18 protein-coding genes are annotated in these 17,150 nt (G+C 38.1%); 5 read left to right on the top strand and 13 right to left on the bottom strand.

From position 1 onward, the window contains the following. Window positions 1-30: 30 nt before the first annotated feature. Window positions 31-1,404 carry a hypothetical protein gene (locus ACOKFG_RS11895; protein ID WP_299485409.1) on the bottom strand — a complete coding sequence of 458 codons (1,374 nt, stop codon included), beginning with the start codon at window positions 1,402-1,404 and terminating at the stop codon, window positions 31-33. A gap of 390 nt (window positions 1,405-1,794) precedes the next feature. Here ACOKFG_RS11895 and ACOKFG_RS11900 point away from each other — a divergent pair, with 390 nt between their 5' ends. Next, the gene (locus ACOKFG_RS11900; protein WP_422861341.1) at window positions 1,795-2,310 is read left to right on the top strand and encodes a hypothetical protein; all 516 of its coding nucleotides are present in this window, start codon (window positions 1,795-1,797) and stop codon (window positions 2,308-2,310) included. A gap of 25 nt (window positions 2,311-2,335) precedes the next feature. Here the strand turns inward: ACOKFG_RS11900 and ACOKFG_RS11905 are convergent, their stop codons facing one another. From ACOKFG_RS11905 to ACOKFG_RS11920, 4 genes are all read right to left on the bottom strand, one after another. After that, the gene (locus ACOKFG_RS11905; RefSeq protein ID WP_422861342.1) at window positions 2,336-3,478 is read right to left on the bottom strand and encodes a serine hydrolase domain-containing protein; all 1,143 of its coding nucleotides are present in this window, start codon (window positions 3,476-3,478) and stop codon (window positions 2,336-2,338) included. A 90-nt stretch (window positions 3,479-3,568) separates the two neighbouring features. Further along, on the bottom strand, window positions 3,569-4,408 hold the full coding sequence (locus tag ACOKFG_RS11910; RefSeq protein ID WP_422861343.1) for a LytTR family transcriptional regulator DNA-binding domain-containing protein: 840 nt from the start codon (window positions 4,406-4,408) through the stop codon (window positions 3,569-3,571). Between the two features lie 77 nt (window positions 4,409-4,485). After that, on the bottom strand, window positions 4,486-5,385 hold the full coding sequence (locus ACOKFG_RS11915; protein WP_422861345.1) for a sugar phosphate isomerase/epimerase family protein: 900 nt from the start codon (window positions 5,383-5,385) through the stop codon (window positions 4,486-4,488). Window positions 5,386-5,403: 18 nt separating this feature from the next. Next, complete coding sequence (locus ACOKFG_RS11920) at window positions 5,404-6,576, bottom strand: PQQ-dependent sugar dehydrogenase (protein WP_422861346.1); 1,173 nt, start codon at window positions 6,574-6,576, stop codon at window positions 5,404-5,406. Window positions 6,577-6,899: 323 nt separating this feature from the next. Here ACOKFG_RS11920 and ACOKFG_RS11925 point away from each other — a divergent pair, with 323 nt between their 5' ends. Together ACOKFG_RS11925 and ACOKFG_RS11930 are read left to right on the top strand one after the other, a co-directional pair. Then, window positions 6,900-7,409 carry a hypothetical protein gene (locus tag ACOKFG_RS11925; RefSeq protein WP_422861347.1) on the top strand — a complete coding sequence of 170 codons (510 nt, stop codon included), beginning with the start codon at window positions 6,900-6,902 and terminating at the stop codon, window positions 7,407-7,409. 72 nt (window positions 7,410-7,481) lie between these two features. Continuing rightward, window positions 7,482-8,216: a LytR/AlgR family response regulator transcription factor gene (locus ACOKFG_RS11930; RefSeq protein ID WP_422861348.1), complete on the top strand. Its 735-nt coding sequence runs from the start codon at window positions 7,482-7,484 to the stop codon at window positions 8,214-8,216. Between the two features lie 2 nt (window positions 8,217-8,218). Here the strand turns inward: ACOKFG_RS11930 and ACOKFG_RS11935 are convergent, their stop codons facing one another. Continuing rightward, window positions 8,219-8,776 carry a DUF4251 domain-containing protein gene (locus ACOKFG_RS11935; RefSeq protein ID WP_422861349.1) on the bottom strand — a complete coding sequence of 186 codons (558 nt, stop codon included), beginning with the start codon at window positions 8,774-8,776 and terminating at the stop codon, window positions 8,219-8,221. A gap of 89 nt (window positions 8,777-8,865) precedes the next feature. Between ACOKFG_RS11935 and ACOKFG_RS11940 the strand changes: the two genes are divergently transcribed. Further along, window positions 8,866-11,088, top strand: coding sequence for a DUF5916 domain-containing protein (locus ACOKFG_RS11940; protein ID WP_422861350.1), 2,223 nt, complete (start codon window positions 8,866-8,868; stop codon window positions 11,086-11,088). A gap of 16 nt (window positions 11,089-11,104) precedes the next feature. Here the strand turns inward: ACOKFG_RS11940 and ACOKFG_RS11945 are convergent, their stop codons facing one another. Then, the gene (locus ACOKFG_RS11945) at window positions 11,105-12,022 is read right to left on the bottom strand and encodes an EamA family transporter (protein ID WP_299173367.1); all 918 of its coding nucleotides are present in this window, start codon (window positions 12,020-12,022) and stop codon (window positions 11,105-11,107) included. A gap of 108 nt (window positions 12,023-12,130) precedes the next feature. Continuing rightward, the gene (locus ACOKFG_RS11950; RefSeq protein WP_299173370.1) at window positions 12,131-12,460 is read right to left on the bottom strand and encodes a hypothetical protein; all 330 of its coding nucleotides are present in this window, start codon (window positions 12,458-12,460) and stop codon (window positions 12,131-12,133) included. A 304-nt stretch (window positions 12,461-12,764) separates the two neighbouring features. Here ACOKFG_RS11950 and ACOKFG_RS11955 point away from each other — a divergent pair, with 304 nt between their 5' ends. Next, the gene (locus ACOKFG_RS11955) at window positions 12,765-13,280 is read left to right on the top strand and encodes a YceI family protein (protein WP_299173373.1); all 516 of its coding nucleotides are present in this window, start codon (window positions 12,765-12,767) and stop codon (window positions 13,278-13,280) included. Between the two features lie 32 nt (window positions 13,281-13,312). Here ACOKFG_RS11955 and ACOKFG_RS11960 read toward each other — a convergent pair whose 3' ends face one another. The 5 genes from ACOKFG_RS11960 to ACOKFG_RS11980 are packed head-to-tail and all read right to left on the bottom strand — an operon-like array spanning window position 13,313 to window position 17,147. Further along, complete coding sequence (locus tag ACOKFG_RS11960) at window positions 13,313-14,359, bottom strand: class I SAM-dependent methyltransferase (RefSeq protein ID WP_299173376.1); 1,047 nt, start codon at window positions 14,357-14,359, stop codon at window positions 13,313-13,315. 15 nt (window positions 14,360-14,374) lie between these two features. Then, window positions 14,375-14,626, bottom strand: coding sequence for a phosphopantetheine-binding protein (locus ACOKFG_RS11965; RefSeq protein WP_299173379.1), 252 nt, complete (start codon window positions 14,624-14,626; stop codon window positions 14,375-14,377). A 13-nt stretch (window positions 14,627-14,639) separates the two neighbouring features. Beyond that, window positions 14,640-15,911, bottom strand: a complete 1,272-nt coding sequence (locus ACOKFG_RS11970) for a beta-ketoacyl-[acyl-carrier-protein] synthase family protein (protein ID WP_299173382.1) — start codon at window positions 15,909-15,911, stop codon at window positions 14,640-14,642. Continuing rightward, entirely contained in the window at window positions 15,901-16,365 is a 465-nt protein-coding gene (locus ACOKFG_RS11975) for a FabA/FabZ family ACP-dehydratase (protein WP_313819522.1), read from the bottom strand. Before ACOKFG_RS11975 ends, ACOKFG_RS11970 begins: the two co-directional genes overlap by 11 nt. Next, entirely contained in the window at window positions 16,365-17,147 is a 783-nt protein-coding gene (locus ACOKFG_RS11980; protein ID WP_299173385.1) for an SDR family oxidoreductase, read from the bottom strand. The genes ACOKFG_RS11975 and ACOKFG_RS11980 overlap by 1 nt, the downstream gene beginning before the upstream one ends. Window positions 17,148-17,150 lie beyond the last annotated feature (3 nt).

Consider the following 17,150-nt stretch of genomic DNA (forward strand, 5'->3'; position numbering starts at 1 on the left):
TTGCCCTTTTCAATTTCTGATTTGGATGCATTATTTTAAGGTAGGTAAAACATCTTTTTGTAATTCCAACATTTCATTGCACATATCTATGGCATTTCTGTATGAGTTGACAGTAGGTTCTATTAAAATGGCCTGTAATAATTTATCTTTTGATTTTTCATCATATGCTTCTACCAATAATTGATGGATGCTAGCATGTAACCGAATAGTTGCTGCAATTGCTTCTGGCATGGGTTCGAGTTGAATACCATGAATTCCGGAAGCATCACAAAACGCTGGAACTTCAACTACAAGTTCATCTGGTAAGTTCGGAATATATCCCTTGTTTGGAATATTGACTGCTTCGAGCCACTTTTTTAGCCCTGTCACCTTTGCCTCCATGATTATCGTGGCTATTTCACCCGAACTTTTAAAACTTCCGTCTTCGTTCTCCAAAACAATTTCCTCCGTACTACCCACAGGTAGCAGTTTTTTATTCCAATCCTTGACCCATGGACGGTCATAATTTACTCGGTCTACGGTATACACCCCTTCTGGAACCTGGTCATTTTCCCAAGGATGTCCATCATACGGGTCATAAAAAAATTGTAGTTGAGGAATTACGAATTCCTCTGCCCAACGAATGTATTCACCATAATGGTTTGAAGCTGGCGAAGGCCATTGTCCAAATCTTCGAAAAAGTATTCTCCCCAAAGCCAATTCGTGCCAATTGGCAAGCCAATCCCCTTTTTTTTCTATTTCACGTAACCTTGGGTAAAGGTCTTTTCCGGTAGATTTCTGTAAAATCTCCTGGAACCAGGTAAAATGATTTATACCGCACGCCTTGGTTTGTAAATCATCCAATGGAATCTTCAACAATTCTGACAATTGTTCACGGCCCATGAAAACGCCATGGCACAATCCAACGGCTTTGATTTTTGTTAAGCGTGTTACCGCTTCGCATATTTTATGTTCTGGATTGGAAAAATTCAACAATAATGCATTTGGACATAGTGTTTCCATTGCCTTGGCCAAGTCTATAATGACCTTAATATTGCGCAGTGCATGAAACAAAGAACCCACACCGCCATTTTCTCCATAGACTTGTTTAAATCCATACTTTCTGGGAATATGAAAATCTTGTGACCAGTAAACATTGCGGTCCTTTTCAAGGGCGCATATTACAAAATCCGCATTTCTGATCGCTTCATCCCTATTGGTCCCCGAGCTGATCTTTGCGTTTCGTTGCAATTTCTCATTGACATATTCTGCATGCGATTGGACGTGGTTCAAATGGGATTTTTCAATATCCATAAGATAAATTTCCAATCCCTTGGAACATAGTTCTTCACTCAATAAAATATCTTGAACTATCATCGGGCCAAATTGAAGACTTCCGGCACCTATGTAGGCAATCTTTATCATACTATTGGTTATTTATCGGTTGTTGGTAACCCATGTAAATTACGATTTGATTTAAAATTTAGGATAGCGGAATGAAAATAAGTTCTCAAAAAACAGTTAAACCCTCGCCCTTTATATTCTAAAAACATAAATCTCACCCCTTCATTTAACATACTTGATGAAATCTATTTAGTATATACTCCAAACCATGTTTCTTCAATTCAAAACATGCATTCATCAATTCAACTTCTTAATCAAACAAGAATTATCCTAGTTTTTCTAAAAAAATAGGAAAATGACTACACTAGAACTTATAAGTGGATTACAAATTGTAAGCTTGATACTCTCAGCAATCATATTATACTTGATTGGTTTCTTTCATGGAATGCATTGGAAAAAAAGGAATGGAGTATGAAGGCCTTCCATTTTGTGATGGCAATAGTCCTCCTATCCCATATTTCATGTAATCGAGTCGACCATAAGGGAAAGCTAGATCAGGTAGTGCTGGAGTTAGCCAATGCTCAGGAAGCTCTTAAACATACTGAAAACGAAAGGGATATGAAAACATCACTGATTGAACTATATAAGAATGTAAAAACCAATCTTGTTCTCTGCGATAATTTCGATTTTACCATTCGAGTGGACCGGCTAGTCAATGATTCGTTGAGATACACATGCTGGAAAAAGCCAAAATCAACCTATGATATCCCGGACTTCGTCTTAGATTTTGGAACAAAGCTTGAAAATAGCACTGATAACAGACAAGAATACCTATTTTCCAATGCTGATTGGAACTATTCCGTGGAGAGAATAATTTCTAAGGACGTTTCCAAGACCGTTCATATATTTCTTGAGATAAAGAATAAAGACGGTAAGGAAAACTATGCTTGGAAAATGAGAGACTTAAGCAATTCTTCAGTTCAATGACTTTCCAAGCATGGTTTACTTTCCCTTAAAAAAGGAAGAGCTTCTTGATGATTTTTTTTCGCATTTTATAATATGTTTTCGCATAATCTTTTGAAGCCGACCGTAATCCTGAATTGCAAAATATGGCAACAGTCATGTCCTGTTTAGGAAAATAATAAAGGTCGGTTGTGATGCCTATGCCCCTACCCGAGTGCCCAATTGATAATTTATAAGGAAAACTTTTATCTGCCGAGAGGCCTAAACCATAATCAGGATCTTTTTCATCATTCCAAGTTGTCATCTCTTTCATTGTTTTTTCATTAAGAATTTTGTTCTTAAGTAGCTTTTCCATAAAAATACTTGCTTGTCCGATGGTGGCGTAAATACCATCATCCCCACTATACCAGTTAGTCGTTTCAATAGTTTCTTTTGAAAGGTTTTCGGTAATGTTATTTTCATCAATATCCCCATAATGTTCAACCAATCGCTCAGGGGGTGTTTGCTTGTAATAGGTGTCCTCCATATTGAACTTTGCAATGAGGTCTTCTCGCATGTAAGCTTCATGTCCCTTGGGAACTACCAAATCCATTATCATAGACAAAAGCAAGTAATTTGTGCTGCTGTATTTATATTCACCCAATGGCTTTGTATGTTCGGTTATTCCATAGGCATATCTCCGGAGTGCATTGATATGTGATAGGGTATCCAATTTTAGGTTTCCTGATAAATAAAGTTCGTTCAGTTCTGGATTTCTATTATAATTATATAAACCCGATGTATGTCCGAGTAAATGTCTTATCGTCACATCTTTTGCAGTTGGAAAACCATCTATTATTTCCTGGGGCAGATATTTTTGGATTTTATCATCTAGGTTCAGTTTTCCATCTTCTACCAGTTTTAAAACTGCTACCGCGATATAGGTTTTGCCAATACTTGCAAGACCAAAAATGTCGTTTTCCTTCAACGGTATTCTTTTTTCCAAATTGGAATAACCTGAAGTGCCAATCCATTGACCAAGTTTTGGGCTTTTAATGTACACGGATACTCCCACAAGGTTATTTGATGTGGCTGCATCCATATAACTTTGGATTCTAGCCAATTTTCCACTTTTCGTCTGGGCGCATGCAGAGATAATTATTAAGCTAAAAACTAGCAATGATGTTCCGAATGTGTGTTTTGATAATTTCATGATTTTTATTTTTTGATTTGATCAAAGGAATTATTCAAACGTCAAATCAAAAAGTAAAAAGGGAGATATGTAGCCCAAGTGATATTAAAATCAGCTTGAACTGCTATTATACCATTTCCGAAATGAAGCAGCTTTAAGTCTACTTATAGTAATTGAGTTATTCTCTTCTAGAGAATTTTTAACTGTAAGGTCTATTTTTCCGTAGGTTGACGGGGAAATCGACATAATCCTATCACGATGAATTATTGCATTACGTGTTGCAAGAAAAAACAAGTGCTTTGGAAGTTGGCCCATTAGATTGGTAAGTGTATTCGGAAACACCGCTTTTTCCATATCGTAGTAGACCCAAACCACTCCTAATTCAGCCTTTACAAAGTTGATGTCGGATGCATTTATTTGGAGCATGCTATTTCCCTTAAGAAGTTCAATTCGAGTATTTTTTTTATCGAACTCTGATTTTAATTCGTTTAAATGTTCATGGGTAGTTTCTAAGTTTTGCTCTGCGTGAATCCAACTTTTATAAAAATGCATGGACCATTTGAAAAATGTAAACAAAAGGGCAACAACAAAAAGACAAAGGTTTATAATCATCAACTCCTTTAAAGAATAGAAGTCATTATCAACTAACCAAGTATAAATATTGCCGATTACGTTGAGTAATATCAGTAAGGTTCCAGTTAAATAAATCAATTGATGCAAAAATCGTTTTCCTAGATTATTGGCCCAGCTGATTTTCTTGTCTAATTTTTTATCAATCAAACGATTGATTTCCGTAAGAATGGTCGCAAAGACAACTGCAACCAAAAATTCCTCTAAAATAAAGTCGGGATTGACAGGGTCGAATATGAAATTGACTACAATATTAGTTACCGAACCCAATAAAATGGGTTCTAAAATCCTCCAGTAGTTTATTTTTTTATGATAAGTCAAATTAAATCACTTCTAGAAAACTAAATTAAGGATGGAAAAGAAAACTATTTCAAATTATGTTTACTTCTAAAAAATAATTAGAGAAACCTTTGAAGGTTTTCCTTAAAATAAGCTGCACTGTCCGTAATACTTTGAATTGAATCCTTTGCAAAATTACTACCCTGTTCCAAATAATAGAATTGTAATCCAGATTTGTCCAACTTCGGTAACATATCAATGTAGTCAATGGAGCCGTTGCCCAACTCTGAATAATCCCGGGTCACTTTATCCATATCCTTGATATGCCACATCACATAGCGGTCTGGTTGATTCGCTATAATTTCAACAGGACTCTTTTTAGAGGAATGTTTTACCCAATATAAATCGATTTGAAGCTTCACCAATGAAGAGTCTGTGCCGTTAATAATAATATCATATCCGTTGGTTTCTCCTAAATTATCAAATTCAAAACCATGATTATGGTATGCGAAACCTAGACCGGACTTGGTTACCTGTTCTCCTATACTATTCAATACATCGGTAAGCTTTTTGAACCCATCTTCGTTCCTAAATTTTGGGTCAAGCCAAGGCCAGGTGATATAATCCTGTTTCAACTTTGTAGCACCTTCAATACACTGGTCTACATAGCGCTTTAAATCAGCCTCGGGTTTATCAAAGAAGTTCATCAATCCATAATGCCCGCTCGAAGTGGTCAAATTATGGTCCTCCAAAATCTTTTTGAAATCGGCCGTCTTGTAGCCATAATAGGTGTCTTCTTCACCGTTATAACCATAAATTTCAAGGTCTTGGTATCCAAGGCTTTGAACTGTCTTTAAGCTTCCAATAGGGTCCTTTTCCATAGCATCACGAATGGTAAAAAGTTGAAGCCCCATTTTATACTCAGGTTTCGTTTCCATTGTAAATCCGGATACGGAAAACGGAATGGTTGAACCGGCCATTGCTATTGCGGATTGTTTTATGAAATTTCTGCGTTGCATTTTTAACTAAATTCTGGTTTAATTAGTATAAGTGATTCTGTAGATAGCATCTCCAAAATCATCCGATATAAGCATGGAACCGTCATTTAAGAACAGCATATCTACCGGTCTACCGAAAGCTTCCTGCTTTTCCTCATCGAGCCAGCCATCTATAAATGTCTCATAGCTAACCGCCTTGTTATCCTCAAGCTTGACCAATGAAATCCGATAACCAACTTTTGACGACCGATTCCAAGAACCGTGTTCTGCAACAAATGCATAATCCCTATATTTTTCAGGAAACATGCTTCCCCTGTAGAATTTAACTGCTAACGGAGCAACATGTGCACCCATGGGCTGCACAGGAGCAACAAAGTCAGAACATGGGAATTGATCTCCGAATTCTGGGTCTTTTACGATGCCTCCATGACAATAGGGATATCCAAAATGTTGTCCAGCTTCTGTTGCACGATTCAATTCGCACGGTGGAATGTCATCACCCAGCATATCTCGACCATTATCCGTAAACCAAAGGTCTCCGGTTTCTGGGTGCCAAGTAAAGCCTACCGTGTTCCGTACTCCCTTTGCATAAATCTCTCTATCACTGCCATCGGGGTTCATACGGGTAATGGTTGCAAAACGCTCATCTTCACTGGACCGTTCACAAATATTGCAAGGTGCTCCAACCGGAACATATAGTTTTTCATCTGGGCCAAAGGCAATGTATTTCCACCCATGGTGAAACTCTGTAGGATAATCATCATAGATAACCTCCGGCTCTTGCAGATTGGACAGCTGTGCTTCAACGTTTGGGTAACGAAGTAACCTACCTACCTCAGCCACGTAAAGTGCGCCATCTTTAAAAGCAACTCCGTTGGGCATCTCAAGTGTGGTATCCAAAACCATTACTTTTTCAGCATAAAAGTCATTATCCAAATCTTGGACAGCATAGATGGTATTTTCATTGCGCGTGCCAACAAATAAAGTACCCTTATCCCCCATTGTCATGGAACGTGCCCCATCAAGGCCTTCAGCGAATACCTCAATTTTAAAACCTGGTGGTAGGTTCAGATTCGCAAGTGGTAAATCTGTTTCGTGTGCTACTGCTTTCACTGCATTCACATCTTCATGGTTCTCTTGCTGATCTATTTTACCCTTGCAGGATATAATGAAAAGTGATAAAATAATTAAATAAAGGATTTTTCTTAACATGCTTCTAATTTGAGTATTGTTGTTTTTGGAAACCTCATCAGGGCAATCCTAGGTCGGTAGACAAATTATTTATCCGTTATAAGGCCTTTACATTGATTGAATTGATGCACCTAAAATACGTAAAAACTTGGTCTTGTTTTGGTGATTAAAAGAATCATCCAGTCTTTCCAAAGACAATTCACAAAGAGATGGAACCCTGTTAGATTTAGGTAATGGGTAATTTCATGACTCTCCAATGCATATTCAAGACAAAGCACTTGAACAACACCTTAAAAATCCATCAAATATTCCTTTTTTGTATCATCATATTAAAACGGACAACAATGAATAGAAAAGCATTTATTAAACAAAATTTGCTTCTAGGTGGAGCAATCACTTTAGGTTCCGGGACCATATTAGCTGGAGCTGGAAAGGATCCGGAAGATATTTTTGATCAGGAATTGATTTTAGAATTCGTGTTTGCCGCACACAAGAGTCTAGAGGAAACAAAAAAAATTCTTGACAAATATCCACTTTTGCTGAATTGTACCAGCCAGTTTAAAAAAGGGGATTTTGAAACAGCGGTCGGAGGCGCTTCCCATATGGGGAGAAAGGACATCGCTGACTTTTTGGTAAGTAGAGGTGCTCGCTTGGATATCTTTAACTATGCGTTTTTGGGCTACGATGATTTCGTAAAACAATTGATTACCGATTATCCAAATTTTCTCAACGCACCCGGTCCGCATGGTTTTACTTTACTTCATCACGCCCAAGTTGGGGGACGTACATCATTAGCCGAATGGCTGCAATCCAAGGGATTGACAGAAAAAATGTTTAAGGGAGTTTTTGGTTAAACAGAACTCAAATAAACTCTAATTCATAGGATATTTTGGTATATTACAGTTACGGATTTAAATGCCAATGCGATGCTGGAAATTAGAAACGAAAAAAAATTCCTGTATATATCGACCGTTATTCTGTTGGCAATTTTTGCTATTACCCTGGTCCAAAACATTATCCGTTATAGTAATCATGCCAGCTATAGTATTTGGGTGTCCATAGTTTACCTATGTGTTTCGGTACTTTTCTTTATGCCAGTTGTAGCAATTTCTTTGCGGGCTCAAATTGGGATACAGAAAAAGTATCCGGCAAAATTTTGGGGATTGGTTTTGCTACTGACCCCGATAAGTCTATTTATTTTTTATATCATTTCCAATATTGTATTACATGCACTGGGTTACTTTAACCATTATATTGATGCTAAATACGCCCGTTATTATTTCGGCCGAGAGGCACTTTATCATTTGCTAATGCTCTTAGGATCTGCAGTCTACGTCAATCGTACCAAAGGTAAAGTTCAGACGATTGATGTCTTTAAAGGACGTAAAAAACTGACCATTGAACTGCACAGTGTAGAATGGATAGAGGCTGATGGTCATTACGTAAACTTTTATGTGAACAATGAAACTTATGTAAAACGTGAAAAACTGAGTGCATTGAACAAAATTTTTGGACCTAGTTTTATTAGAATCCATAGAAAGTACATAGTAAATAAAAGTTATATCAAGTCTATTGAAAAGCAGGGAAGGGATGAAAATCTTATCCTTAAATCAGGAAAACGTCTCAAAATAGGGCAATCATTTAGACCAATAGAATGGTAGTCTCATTCCATTGTTAGTTTTTCAACTTCACCACTATACCAAATGGGAGTTCTATGGGAACTATTTACGTTGACTGTGCTGGATAAATCTGGAAATATTTCTGCAATTACAGCAAATGTCTCTGTTCCATTGCCCACATTGAACCGTACGGTATACCCTTGATTTCTATTGTTTTGGGCAATCTCGAAGTCCTCTGGAACATTCTTAAACCGTACTCCAGTATTATTTGCATTATACGTCGTAGGCAATTGTCTTTCCCCATAGTAAGGTATTTCAGCAAATACACTATCATTGGTTACTCTCAAGTAGCTGGACATCCCTGTTAGGTCAATTCTACTCACATTACTGCCGGGAGGCAAAAGTCCAGAATTGGCAATCCTACTCACCGCCCCTGTGGCCAAAGGCCTAGCAACGGTAATATCAATCACAAAAGCTCTATCCTTTACTATAGCGTTTAACGCTTCAACTTGAGTAGCAGACGGAACAGTTTGTTTTTGGGACCCACAACCAAAAACCATCCATAAAAAGATAAAAAAAAGGGGGGTGTGAAATGTCCTCATAGCTATTTTTTCAACCTATACAAGATACGAAATCCCCAAATAATTTCCGATTTAAACAGTATCTTTAACTTTTAACCAGACCAACATTTATGAAAGTTCTGCTTTGCAGTGCTGTCCTTTTTTCAGCCTTATTTTCTACAATAGTATCCGCCCAGAGCGGTACAGCAAAAGATTCTATTCAAGCCAAACCTCAATATACGGCCACGGAGCTCACACAAGAACCGGCTATTGATGGTGACATCCTCAACGACCCTGTTTGGCAGAAAGTGCCAGCTATTGAAAATTTAGTACAGTTAAGACCAAACTATGGTCAATCCGTTTCTGAAAAGACAGAAATCCGTATAGCTTATACCCCGAGCATGTTTTATGTATCCGTTGTATGCTATGATACTGATGCTGCAAATATTGTGGTCTCGGATTCACGACGAGACGCAAGTCTTAATGATGAGGATAGCTTCCTTTTCATAATAGATACTTACAATGACCAACAAAACGGTTTTCTGTTTGGAACCAACGCGCAAGGAATGGAGTATGATGCGCAAATCGATAATGAAGGAAAGGGAAATTTCAATACAAACAGACAACAAGGAGGCGTAATCGGTGGCACAAATCTGAATTGGGATGCCACATGGACCGTGAAATCAGAATTGGGCGACTATGGATGGAGTGCCGAATTTGCCATTCCCTTTAGATCACTCCGATTTGCTTCTGGAAAAAATAGGACCTGGGGGCTTAATTTTAGACGAAACATCAGTAAGAATTCCGAAACCGCTTTTTGGACGTCGCTTCCTTTGGGATTTGACATGAAACGGCTTTCCCTTGCTGGAAAATTGAATGGACTCAACCTAAAAAACCCCGGTAATTTGAAGTTGATTCCATACGTCTTGGGTCAAGTTGTAAATGATAAATCGGTATCCCCAAGCGAAACTGATACCAACTTTGAGGTCGGAGCAGATGTAAAATATAGTGTCACCCCAAGTTTAACCCTTGATCTTACATACAACACAGACTTTGCACAGGTTGAGGTGGATGATCAACAAGTAAACTTAGACCGATTCAATCTATTTTTTCCTGAGAAACGTGCGTTCTTTCTTGAAAATGCCGGACAATTTAGTGTAGGAAGTCCCGGCGAGGTGGACCTTTTTTTTAGCAGAAGAATTGGAATTGGGGATGATGGGAGCTTGGTTCCTATTATTGGCGGGGCCAGATTATCTGGAAAAGTTGGACAAACCAATGTAGGTCTTCTTAGCATGTTTACCGAAGATGTGGAAGCCGCCGGAATTGAAAAAAACAACTTTTCTGTAGCACGGGTGAATCACGATTTCCAGGGAACTAGGTCCTCTCTTGGTGGAATTTTCATCAACAGGGCCGGACTTGGAGGTATGGATGATGATTTTAATCGGGTTTATGCCATGGATGGGAAATGGGGCATTGGAAACAAAGCTGAGATTAACGGATTTGTGGCAAAAAGCAACACACCCGGTATCGACAGCGATGATCATGCATTTAAAATTTTGGGGAATTACAATTGGAACGGATGGGATCTACGCGCTGGATATACCGAAGTGGGCCAAGGTTTCAATCCCGAGGTTGGATTTTTGCAGCGAACCGCCTTTCGCAAACCTGAGTTCTTGATTTTTAAGGCACACCGATTTAAGGATGCTGGAAAACTATTGGAAATTCGACCCCATGTTTCTTATCGAGGGTATTGGAACTTTGATGATGAGCTTATCACTGGTTTTTTGCATGTGGATAATCATTGGGAGTTTAAAAGTGGATTTGAGATACATACCGGAATAAACTTTACCACTGAACGTGTACTCCAAGATTTCAATATTTCCGATGTTACCGTGCCCATAGGAAATTATAGGCATGAAGAACTGCAATTTATCCTAATCACCAATAGAAATAACGCCTTTTCGCTGGATACACGGACAATAATTGGGGGGTACTTTAACGGCAACCGAATTACAAACAGTGGCACAGCCAGATATCGAATTGGTGATAGGTTCAATTCCTCTTTGATATTCAGCCATAGTGACATTAAACTGGACACTGGTAATTTGACCGCATTGGTTGGTGGTTTACGTCTGTCCTATTCCTTTACGCCACGAATGTTTGTGCAGAGTTTAATTCAGCGAAACAATGTATCCGAGATTACCTCGGTCAACGCACGTTTTGGATGGCTTCAAAATGCCAATACAGGTCTTTTTGTGGTTTTCAATATTGTAAAGGACGATAACGATTTAGATTTATTGAACAATCAAATCATAACGGTGAAATATACACACCGGATAGACATCCTTAACTAGTAAAACAATTTGAAACTTATCTTTTAAAACGTGCGAAGAGGGCCAAGCGCTTCTTTGTGTTTATAAAATAAACACCCGTAAGAAGAACCACCGCGGCAACGATTGATTGTGAAGTAATCTCCTCTTCCAAGAAATACCAGCCCAAAATCAGCGCTACAATAGGATTGACATATGTTGAAGTGGCAACTTTCTCTGGAGACACAGATTTTAGAAGATAGTTGAACGAGGTGAAAGCTAAAATGCTTCCGAAAATAACAAGCAATATCATTACAAGCTGAACTTTTCCACTCCAATCTAGAGGTGAAGTCCATTCTTCACCGAATCCAAAGCTCATTAAAGCCAGGATTATACCTCCAGTGAACATTTGATATCCTGTATTTACAAAGTAATTGGATGGAAGGTCCGCTTTACCTACAAATAGGCTTCCATATCCCCAACTAAGCATACATGCAAAAATCATGATCATGCCTAAAATAGAACCTTCTTTAGTAATAATCTGTTTTTGACTTATCAAAAGATAGATACCCACAATACCAAAGATTACCCCAATAATGGACATTGGCTGAATCTTTTTACCCTGTAGCATCCACATCAGCAATAGTATAATTAGGGGTTGGGCAGATATTTCCAACGCTGCAAAACCGGTATCCACATACTTCAGTGCCCATACAACTACCCCATTTCCAAAACTCAAAAACAAAAAACCGGCTATTATGGTATTTCCAAGTTGCTTTCGAGTAATTGAAATCTTAATGCCCATTATTCTAGCCAAAACAAATATTAAGATTCCGGCGGTGGTAAAACGAAAGGACGCCAACATGAATGGAGGTAGCTCCAAAACAGCTATTTTATTGAGTAAATATGTAGACCCCCATATCACATATATGGCGAAAAATGCAAGTACTATCAGTGTGGTCTTAGAGGATTTACCCATTACAATTCTAGGTTACTGATTGCAATATTACGGATGTTTACAGGAGTAAAAAACAGATGACCTTAGTTTTAAATAATCTTACCTAAGGTTATTTGGTTGGAAGTCTAACTAAAAATATTGATTGGTGTCCAAAAGATAAGCTGCCATATCCTTCTCCAACTTTTTGAACAGTTTCAAATGCTGATTGATTTCAATATCTAAAGCTGACGGCACGGTAGATTTGCTCTTTAAAATGCCAACAATTCGATTTTGATGGACCGTAAACTGCTTAAAACTGTGCTTTAAATCGTAGAATTTTTCAAAACAAGAAGAATCATGGGGTTCACAGGTATAGGAGTTCAGTTTTTCCGATAGTTTTTTTATTATGGTATTATTTCGGTCCATCCGAATCAATAGTTCTTGAATTTGAGCAGCATCTTTTTGTTTTAGACCGTCCATACCATTTTGTTTAATGTTTGTATTGATAAAACTTCCCATTAAGTTACTAATTATCCTACAAAGTGATACAAAATTAACGCTAAATTATAGTTCCGAAGCGAAGTTGTTTTTATTACATGTTTAGGTAAACATTTTATAATCAAAAGTTTACAATTAAAGTGTCATTTCCTGTTTGTATTTACCTTATTCCAATTCAATTCATATTGAGGAAGACGAAAAACTTAAACAAACTAGCTTTTTACTATCATTTGTAAGTATCTTGTGGAGTCCATGACTTAATTATCATATGGAAAACATGACGAAAATGAAATCCTTTATCACTTACTTTATATTCCTTGGATTAATCTTGGCGCCAATACGATTTCATGGCCAAAAGGTTGAAATAAGCAAAGCTGAAATTTCCTTTGTATTTGTTTCCAAGGATGTAAAAGGTACTTTTTCTGGATTTGAAAGCGCATCGAAAATTGATCTGGACAATTTGGAAAATTCGATTTTTCAAGGTTCTGTTCTTTCCAAGACAATTGACTCCAATAACCGTCTTCGTAATTGGTCTTTGCGAAGTGGGAAATATTTTGATGTTGACGACTTCCCGAGAATCTCCTTTCAAAGCACTCACGTATCACGGGAGGGCAATCAACTAAAAGTAAAGGGTGAGCTGACCATAAAACAAACTGTAAAGCCCATTACAATTACCTTTACAAAAAGTCAGGACAAGTTGATAGGCACTGCATCTTTATACTCCATCGATTATGGCATAAAAATCAGAAAAAAGCGTGAGGACAACTTGGTGAACATCAAAATGATTTTCGACTTAAATTAACTCAACAGCCCAAGGAAATTTATCCCAAGTCCTTAAGAGGAAATTCTTTGGTAAATATAAAAATCGGCAAAAGAGGTTTTACGCGGTTTCTTTTTGTTATAAGGATAAGCGTTTGGGACATGTTTTATTAACTTAAAATCTTTGACATGAGTTGATACCCATTGGTTGAATTCCCGATGTCTTACATGAGGGTCATTGCTTTCGATTTCTTTGTTATTTGAAGAATAGATGATTACATATTCCATAGAGTTGGCAAAGAGGTTTTGCATATATCCATCAAAGATATCGTCTTCAACCAGGTGGTAAAGCACATCTAAACTCATTACCAATTCACCTTTCTCCAGTTTATCCTGAGGGAGTTTATAAAATTCCTTTGTTTTTTCATTTTTATACATCTCACGGCACATTGCCACGGCATCTTCACTAACATCATACCCTACATACTGCTTGAAATCGAAATATCTTAGCTGATTACCATCGCCACTTCCAAATTCAATAACTTTTTCTATGTTGTTGTCTTTAACAAAATTATTGATGATTTCGGCTTTAAAAGTGGCTAAGTTGTTATAGGAGCCAGCACCTGAATTACCCTTGTTTTTATATCGATTTTGCCAATATTTATCAGAAGTTGAAAATGTTATCTTATTCTTGTCTGATTTTTTGAACAACATTGAATAAATCTTTCCGACGCCCCAATTCCCCAATGGGAAATACAGGGCAAAGAAAAGCGCCATTCCCAAACTAAAATTCCGAATATTGAAAAATTGGTCCAAAATGTTGTCAGGATAGGCATATGATGTCTGTAAGGCATAGCCTCCGAATTCCAACACTCCCATAGCAACTAGACCATATGCGTACTGAGCGTGAAAAGGAAGTCCCCTTAACAGCAATGATATAGGAACCATATATAAAATATAGCACGTGATCACTTGCCACCAATATGTGAATTTTGCAATCTCAACTTGGGCTCCGAACAAATCCATGCCCGTTCCCCATAAAAAATAAACAATGCAATAAATGGCAACAAGTTGTTTATCAACATTTAATTTTTGTTTTGCATACTTTAAAAACTCTTTCATGATTTGGGGTGTGGTTTATTTGTCAGTTATCTTTTTATCTATGATTTCTAGTGCATCTTTTACGGTTTGCATACCATCCATATCCTCGTTTTCAAGCATAATGTCGAAAGCATCCTCTACATCTAGAACAATATCCACCAAATTCGCGGAGTTGATATTTAATTCTTGGGTGAAGTTACTTTGAATGGTAATGGAATCCGCTGAAACATCATCAGGAAGATAGGTTTGAACAATTTCTTTTAGTTTTTGATAATTTTCTTGTTCCATTTAAGTGATTTTCTTATTCATATTTTTTAAAAATAATGCAGGCATTTACATCCCCAAAACCAAAGCTGGCTTTTGCGATAATTTTTGGCACAACATTCAAGGTTTTTCTGGGAATTTTGGAATCTTCAACAATTTCATTGATTTGTGGGTGGATGTCTTCGCAATTTACATTTCCAAAAATCTCATTTTCTTGAAACTGCAGCAAGGTCCCAACGCATTCAATGCTGCCTGCAGCAGCCAAACAATGCCCCATTAACCCTTTAAAAGAGTTGATGTACGGAAAATTGTTGCCTGAACGCCCCAAGGCATTGCTCCAATTCTGCAATTCTATAGGATCCTTACTGGTTGCGGTCAAATGTCCATTGATGACATCAATCTCACTAGCATCTATTTTTGCATCCTTTACTGCATCTTGAATGCATTTAACAACGGCTTTGCTATTTGGGGCTGTCATGGAGCCTCCTCCTCGCTGCCCACCACTGTTGACGGCTCCGCCAATAATCTCGCCATAAATGCTTGCGCCACGTTGCAAGGCACTTTCTAAAGATTCGAGGACCAAGGCACCTGCACCGCTTCCAGGTACAAAGCCAGCTGCGGTGGCACTCATGGGCCTGCTTCCCTTTTCTGGATTATCATTATAATTTCTGGGAAGTATTCTCATGGAATCAAATCCTCCCCAGATATATGGTCCGCTATCGCCACAGCTTCCAGCTAATATTCTTACTGCCTTTCCGGCTCTTATTCGTTCGTACGCCATTAGAATGGCCTCAGTTCCAGTTGTACATGCTGAAGAGTTTGTAGTAACCTGATTGCCACAACCAAGCATTCCTCCAAGATAAGCGCTTATTCCGCTCGCCATGGTTTGAACTACTGAGGTGCTGCCCAAACGTCTCACATTGCCTTCGTCAACTTTGTAGATGGCTTCTCTGAATTTGTCTACTCCAAGAATTCCAGTGCCAAAGATGATACCATTGTCCCAATCTGGGTTTTCACTGTCAGCTCTAGGTAATTTTGCATCATTCCAGGCATCTTGACCTGCAATTACCCCGTAAATTAGTCCGCTTGCGTTCAATCCTTTTAGCTGTACATTGGTAAAGTATTCATTTAAGTTGATAGTATCAATATTCGGTTTTCCAGCTATTTGACATGAAAAGTTTAAAGTTCTTAAATCATCATGAAATTGAATGCCACTTAGTTGACCCTTAAGACTTTTGGTAAATTCAGGAATACCAACTCCATTTGGAGCACACACTCCCATTCCGGTCACCACCACCCTATTCCTCATAAACCTCCGTTTTAATCATGCCGGACAAAACACCTTTGCAGACCAGCTTTTCCTCCTTATTGAACATTTTCACTTTGCATTTCAGCTTATTGAAACGGAAATACACTTTTTCCGAAACCACTTTTACGGTTTCACCAGGAAAAATGGGTAGGTAAAACTCCATTTCCGAACTGGACATTACAATTTGCAGTTTTTCCTGCTTTTTATCTAGTTCCAGGGTTCGGTCCAAAAGGTAAATTCCCAAACAGACCAAACCTATTTGAGCACAGCACTCTGTTAAAATTACCCCGGGGGTCACAGGCGTGTCTTTAAAATGACCCTTATAGAAATCCAATGATTCACTGAATGAATAAGTGCCTTCGACAGAGTTTTCATCAATATGATTTAGCTTGTCAACAAAGCGAAAAGGCTTTGAATATGGCAGTTTTGAAAGTATTTTATCCTTTTCCAGCATTATTGTAGACTTTCACCTCCGTCAACCTTAATCACCGTTCCTGTAATCCATTTAGCCTCAGGCAATGCCAATAAGTACGCTGCATTGGCCACGTCTTCTGGTGTAGTCAGTCTTTTATGTGGATTCCTGGCAAGGGCCTGCTCTTTCAATACATCGCTATCGGGAATCATACGTAACGATTTTGTGTCTGTAACACCAGCTTGGATGCAGTTGGCCGTTATCCCCAAATGGGCAAATTCCAAAGCTACATTTCTCACAATAGCTTCCAAAGCAGCTTTGGCAGCAGAAACTGCGGCATAGTTTTTCCATGCCTTTGCGTTTCCTTCACTGGTATATGCTACAATTCGTGCTTCACGCGAAAACAAGTTTTGGCCAACTAACTCTTTCACCCAGTCGTATAAATTTATGGCCATGGCATCCATTGTCAAATGAAAATCTTGATTAACCAAGGTGTTTGCATCTTCTGCATACATTGGCTTAAGGTTACCTTTGGCCAAGCTATGCACTAATGCACTTATTTTACCCTTCCCAACAAACTCTATAATTTTTCGCGTGATTTCAATTCGCTTTTGAGGATTGATGGCATCGGCATTGAAACTGTAAAAACCATTCGCAGTTTGGGAAATCTCATCAAATTGGGTTTGAATTTTTTCCATGTCGGTTTTTCTGTCTCTGTGGACAACAACAACTCCAAAACCATGAGATACGAATTTTCTAGCGGTGGCCAATCCAAGACCACTACTTCCGCCAATGATTAAAACCCACCTATCTTCCTTGTTCATACA

This window comes from Flagellimonas rhodophyticola (assembly GCF_049332665.1).
Lineage (GTDB): Bacteria > Bacteroidota > Bacteroidia > Flavobacteriales > Flavobacteriaceae > Flagellimonas.

Excerpts from the sequence above, each read along its gene's own strand:
- ACOKFG_RS11895 (WP_299485409.1), bottom strand. The coding sequence starts at position 1,404 with ATGATAAAGATTGCCTACATAGGTGCCGGAAGTCTTCAATTTGGCCCG.
- ACOKFG_RS11900 (WP_422861341.1), top strand. The coding sequence starts at position 1,795 with ATGAAGGCCTTCCATTTTGTGATGGCAATAGTCCTCCTATCCCATATT.
- ACOKFG_RS11905 (WP_422861342.1), bottom strand. The coding sequence starts at position 3,478 with ATGAAATTATCAAAACACACATTCGGAACATCATTGCTAGTTTTTAGC.
- ACOKFG_RS11915 (WP_422861345.1), bottom strand. The coding sequence starts at position 5,385 with ATGCAACGCAGAAATTTCATAAAACAATCCGCAATAGCAATGGCCGGT.
- ACOKFG_RS11920 (WP_422861346.1), bottom strand. The coding sequence starts at position 6,576 with ATGTTAAGAAAAATCCTTTATTTAATTATTTTATCACTTTTCATTATA.
- ACOKFG_RS11925 (WP_422861347.1), top strand. The coding sequence starts at position 6,900 with ATGAATAGAAAAGCATTTATTAAACAAAATTTGCTTCTAGGTGGAGCA.
- ACOKFG_RS11930 (WP_422861348.1), top strand. The coding sequence starts at position 7,482 with ATGCTGGAAATTAGAAACGAAAAAAAATTCCTGTATATATCGACCGTT.
- ACOKFG_RS11935 (WP_422861349.1), bottom strand. The coding sequence starts at position 8,776 with ATGAGGACATTTCACACCCCCCTTTTTTTTATCTTTTTATGGATGGTT.
- ACOKFG_RS11940 (WP_422861350.1), top strand. The coding sequence starts at position 8,866 with ATGAAAGTTCTGCTTTGCAGTGCTGTCCTTTTTTCAGCCTTATTTTCT.
- ACOKFG_RS11945 (WP_299173367.1), bottom strand. The coding sequence starts at position 12,022 with ATGGGTAAATCCTCTAAGACCACACTGATAGTACTTGCATTTTTCGCC.
- ACOKFG_RS11950 (WP_299173370.1), bottom strand. The coding sequence starts at position 12,460 with ATGGACGGTCTAAAACAAAAAGATGCTGCTCAAATTCAAGAACTATTG.
- ACOKFG_RS11955 (WP_299173373.1), top strand. The coding sequence starts at position 12,765 with ATGAAATCCTTTATCACTTACTTTATATTCCTTGGATTAATCTTGGCG.
- ACOKFG_RS11960 (WP_299173376.1), bottom strand. The coding sequence starts at position 14,359 with ATGAAAGAGTTTTTAAAGTATGCAAAACAAAAATTAAATGTTGATAAA.
- ACOKFG_RS11965 (WP_299173379.1), bottom strand. The coding sequence starts at position 14,626 with ATGGAACAAGAAAATTATCAAAAACTAAAAGAAATTGTTCAAACCTAT.
- ACOKFG_RS11970 (WP_299173382.1), bottom strand. The coding sequence starts at position 15,911 with ATGAGGAATAGGGTGGTGGTGACCGGAATGGGAGTGTGTGCTCCAAAT.
- ACOKFG_RS11975 (WP_313819522.1), bottom strand. The coding sequence starts at position 16,365 with ATGCTGGAAAAGGATAAAATACTTTCAAAACTGCCATATTCAAAGCCT.
- ACOKFG_RS11980 (WP_299173385.1), bottom strand. The coding sequence starts at position 17,147 with ATGAACAAGGAAGATAGGTGGGTTTTAATCATTGGCGGAAGTAGTGGT.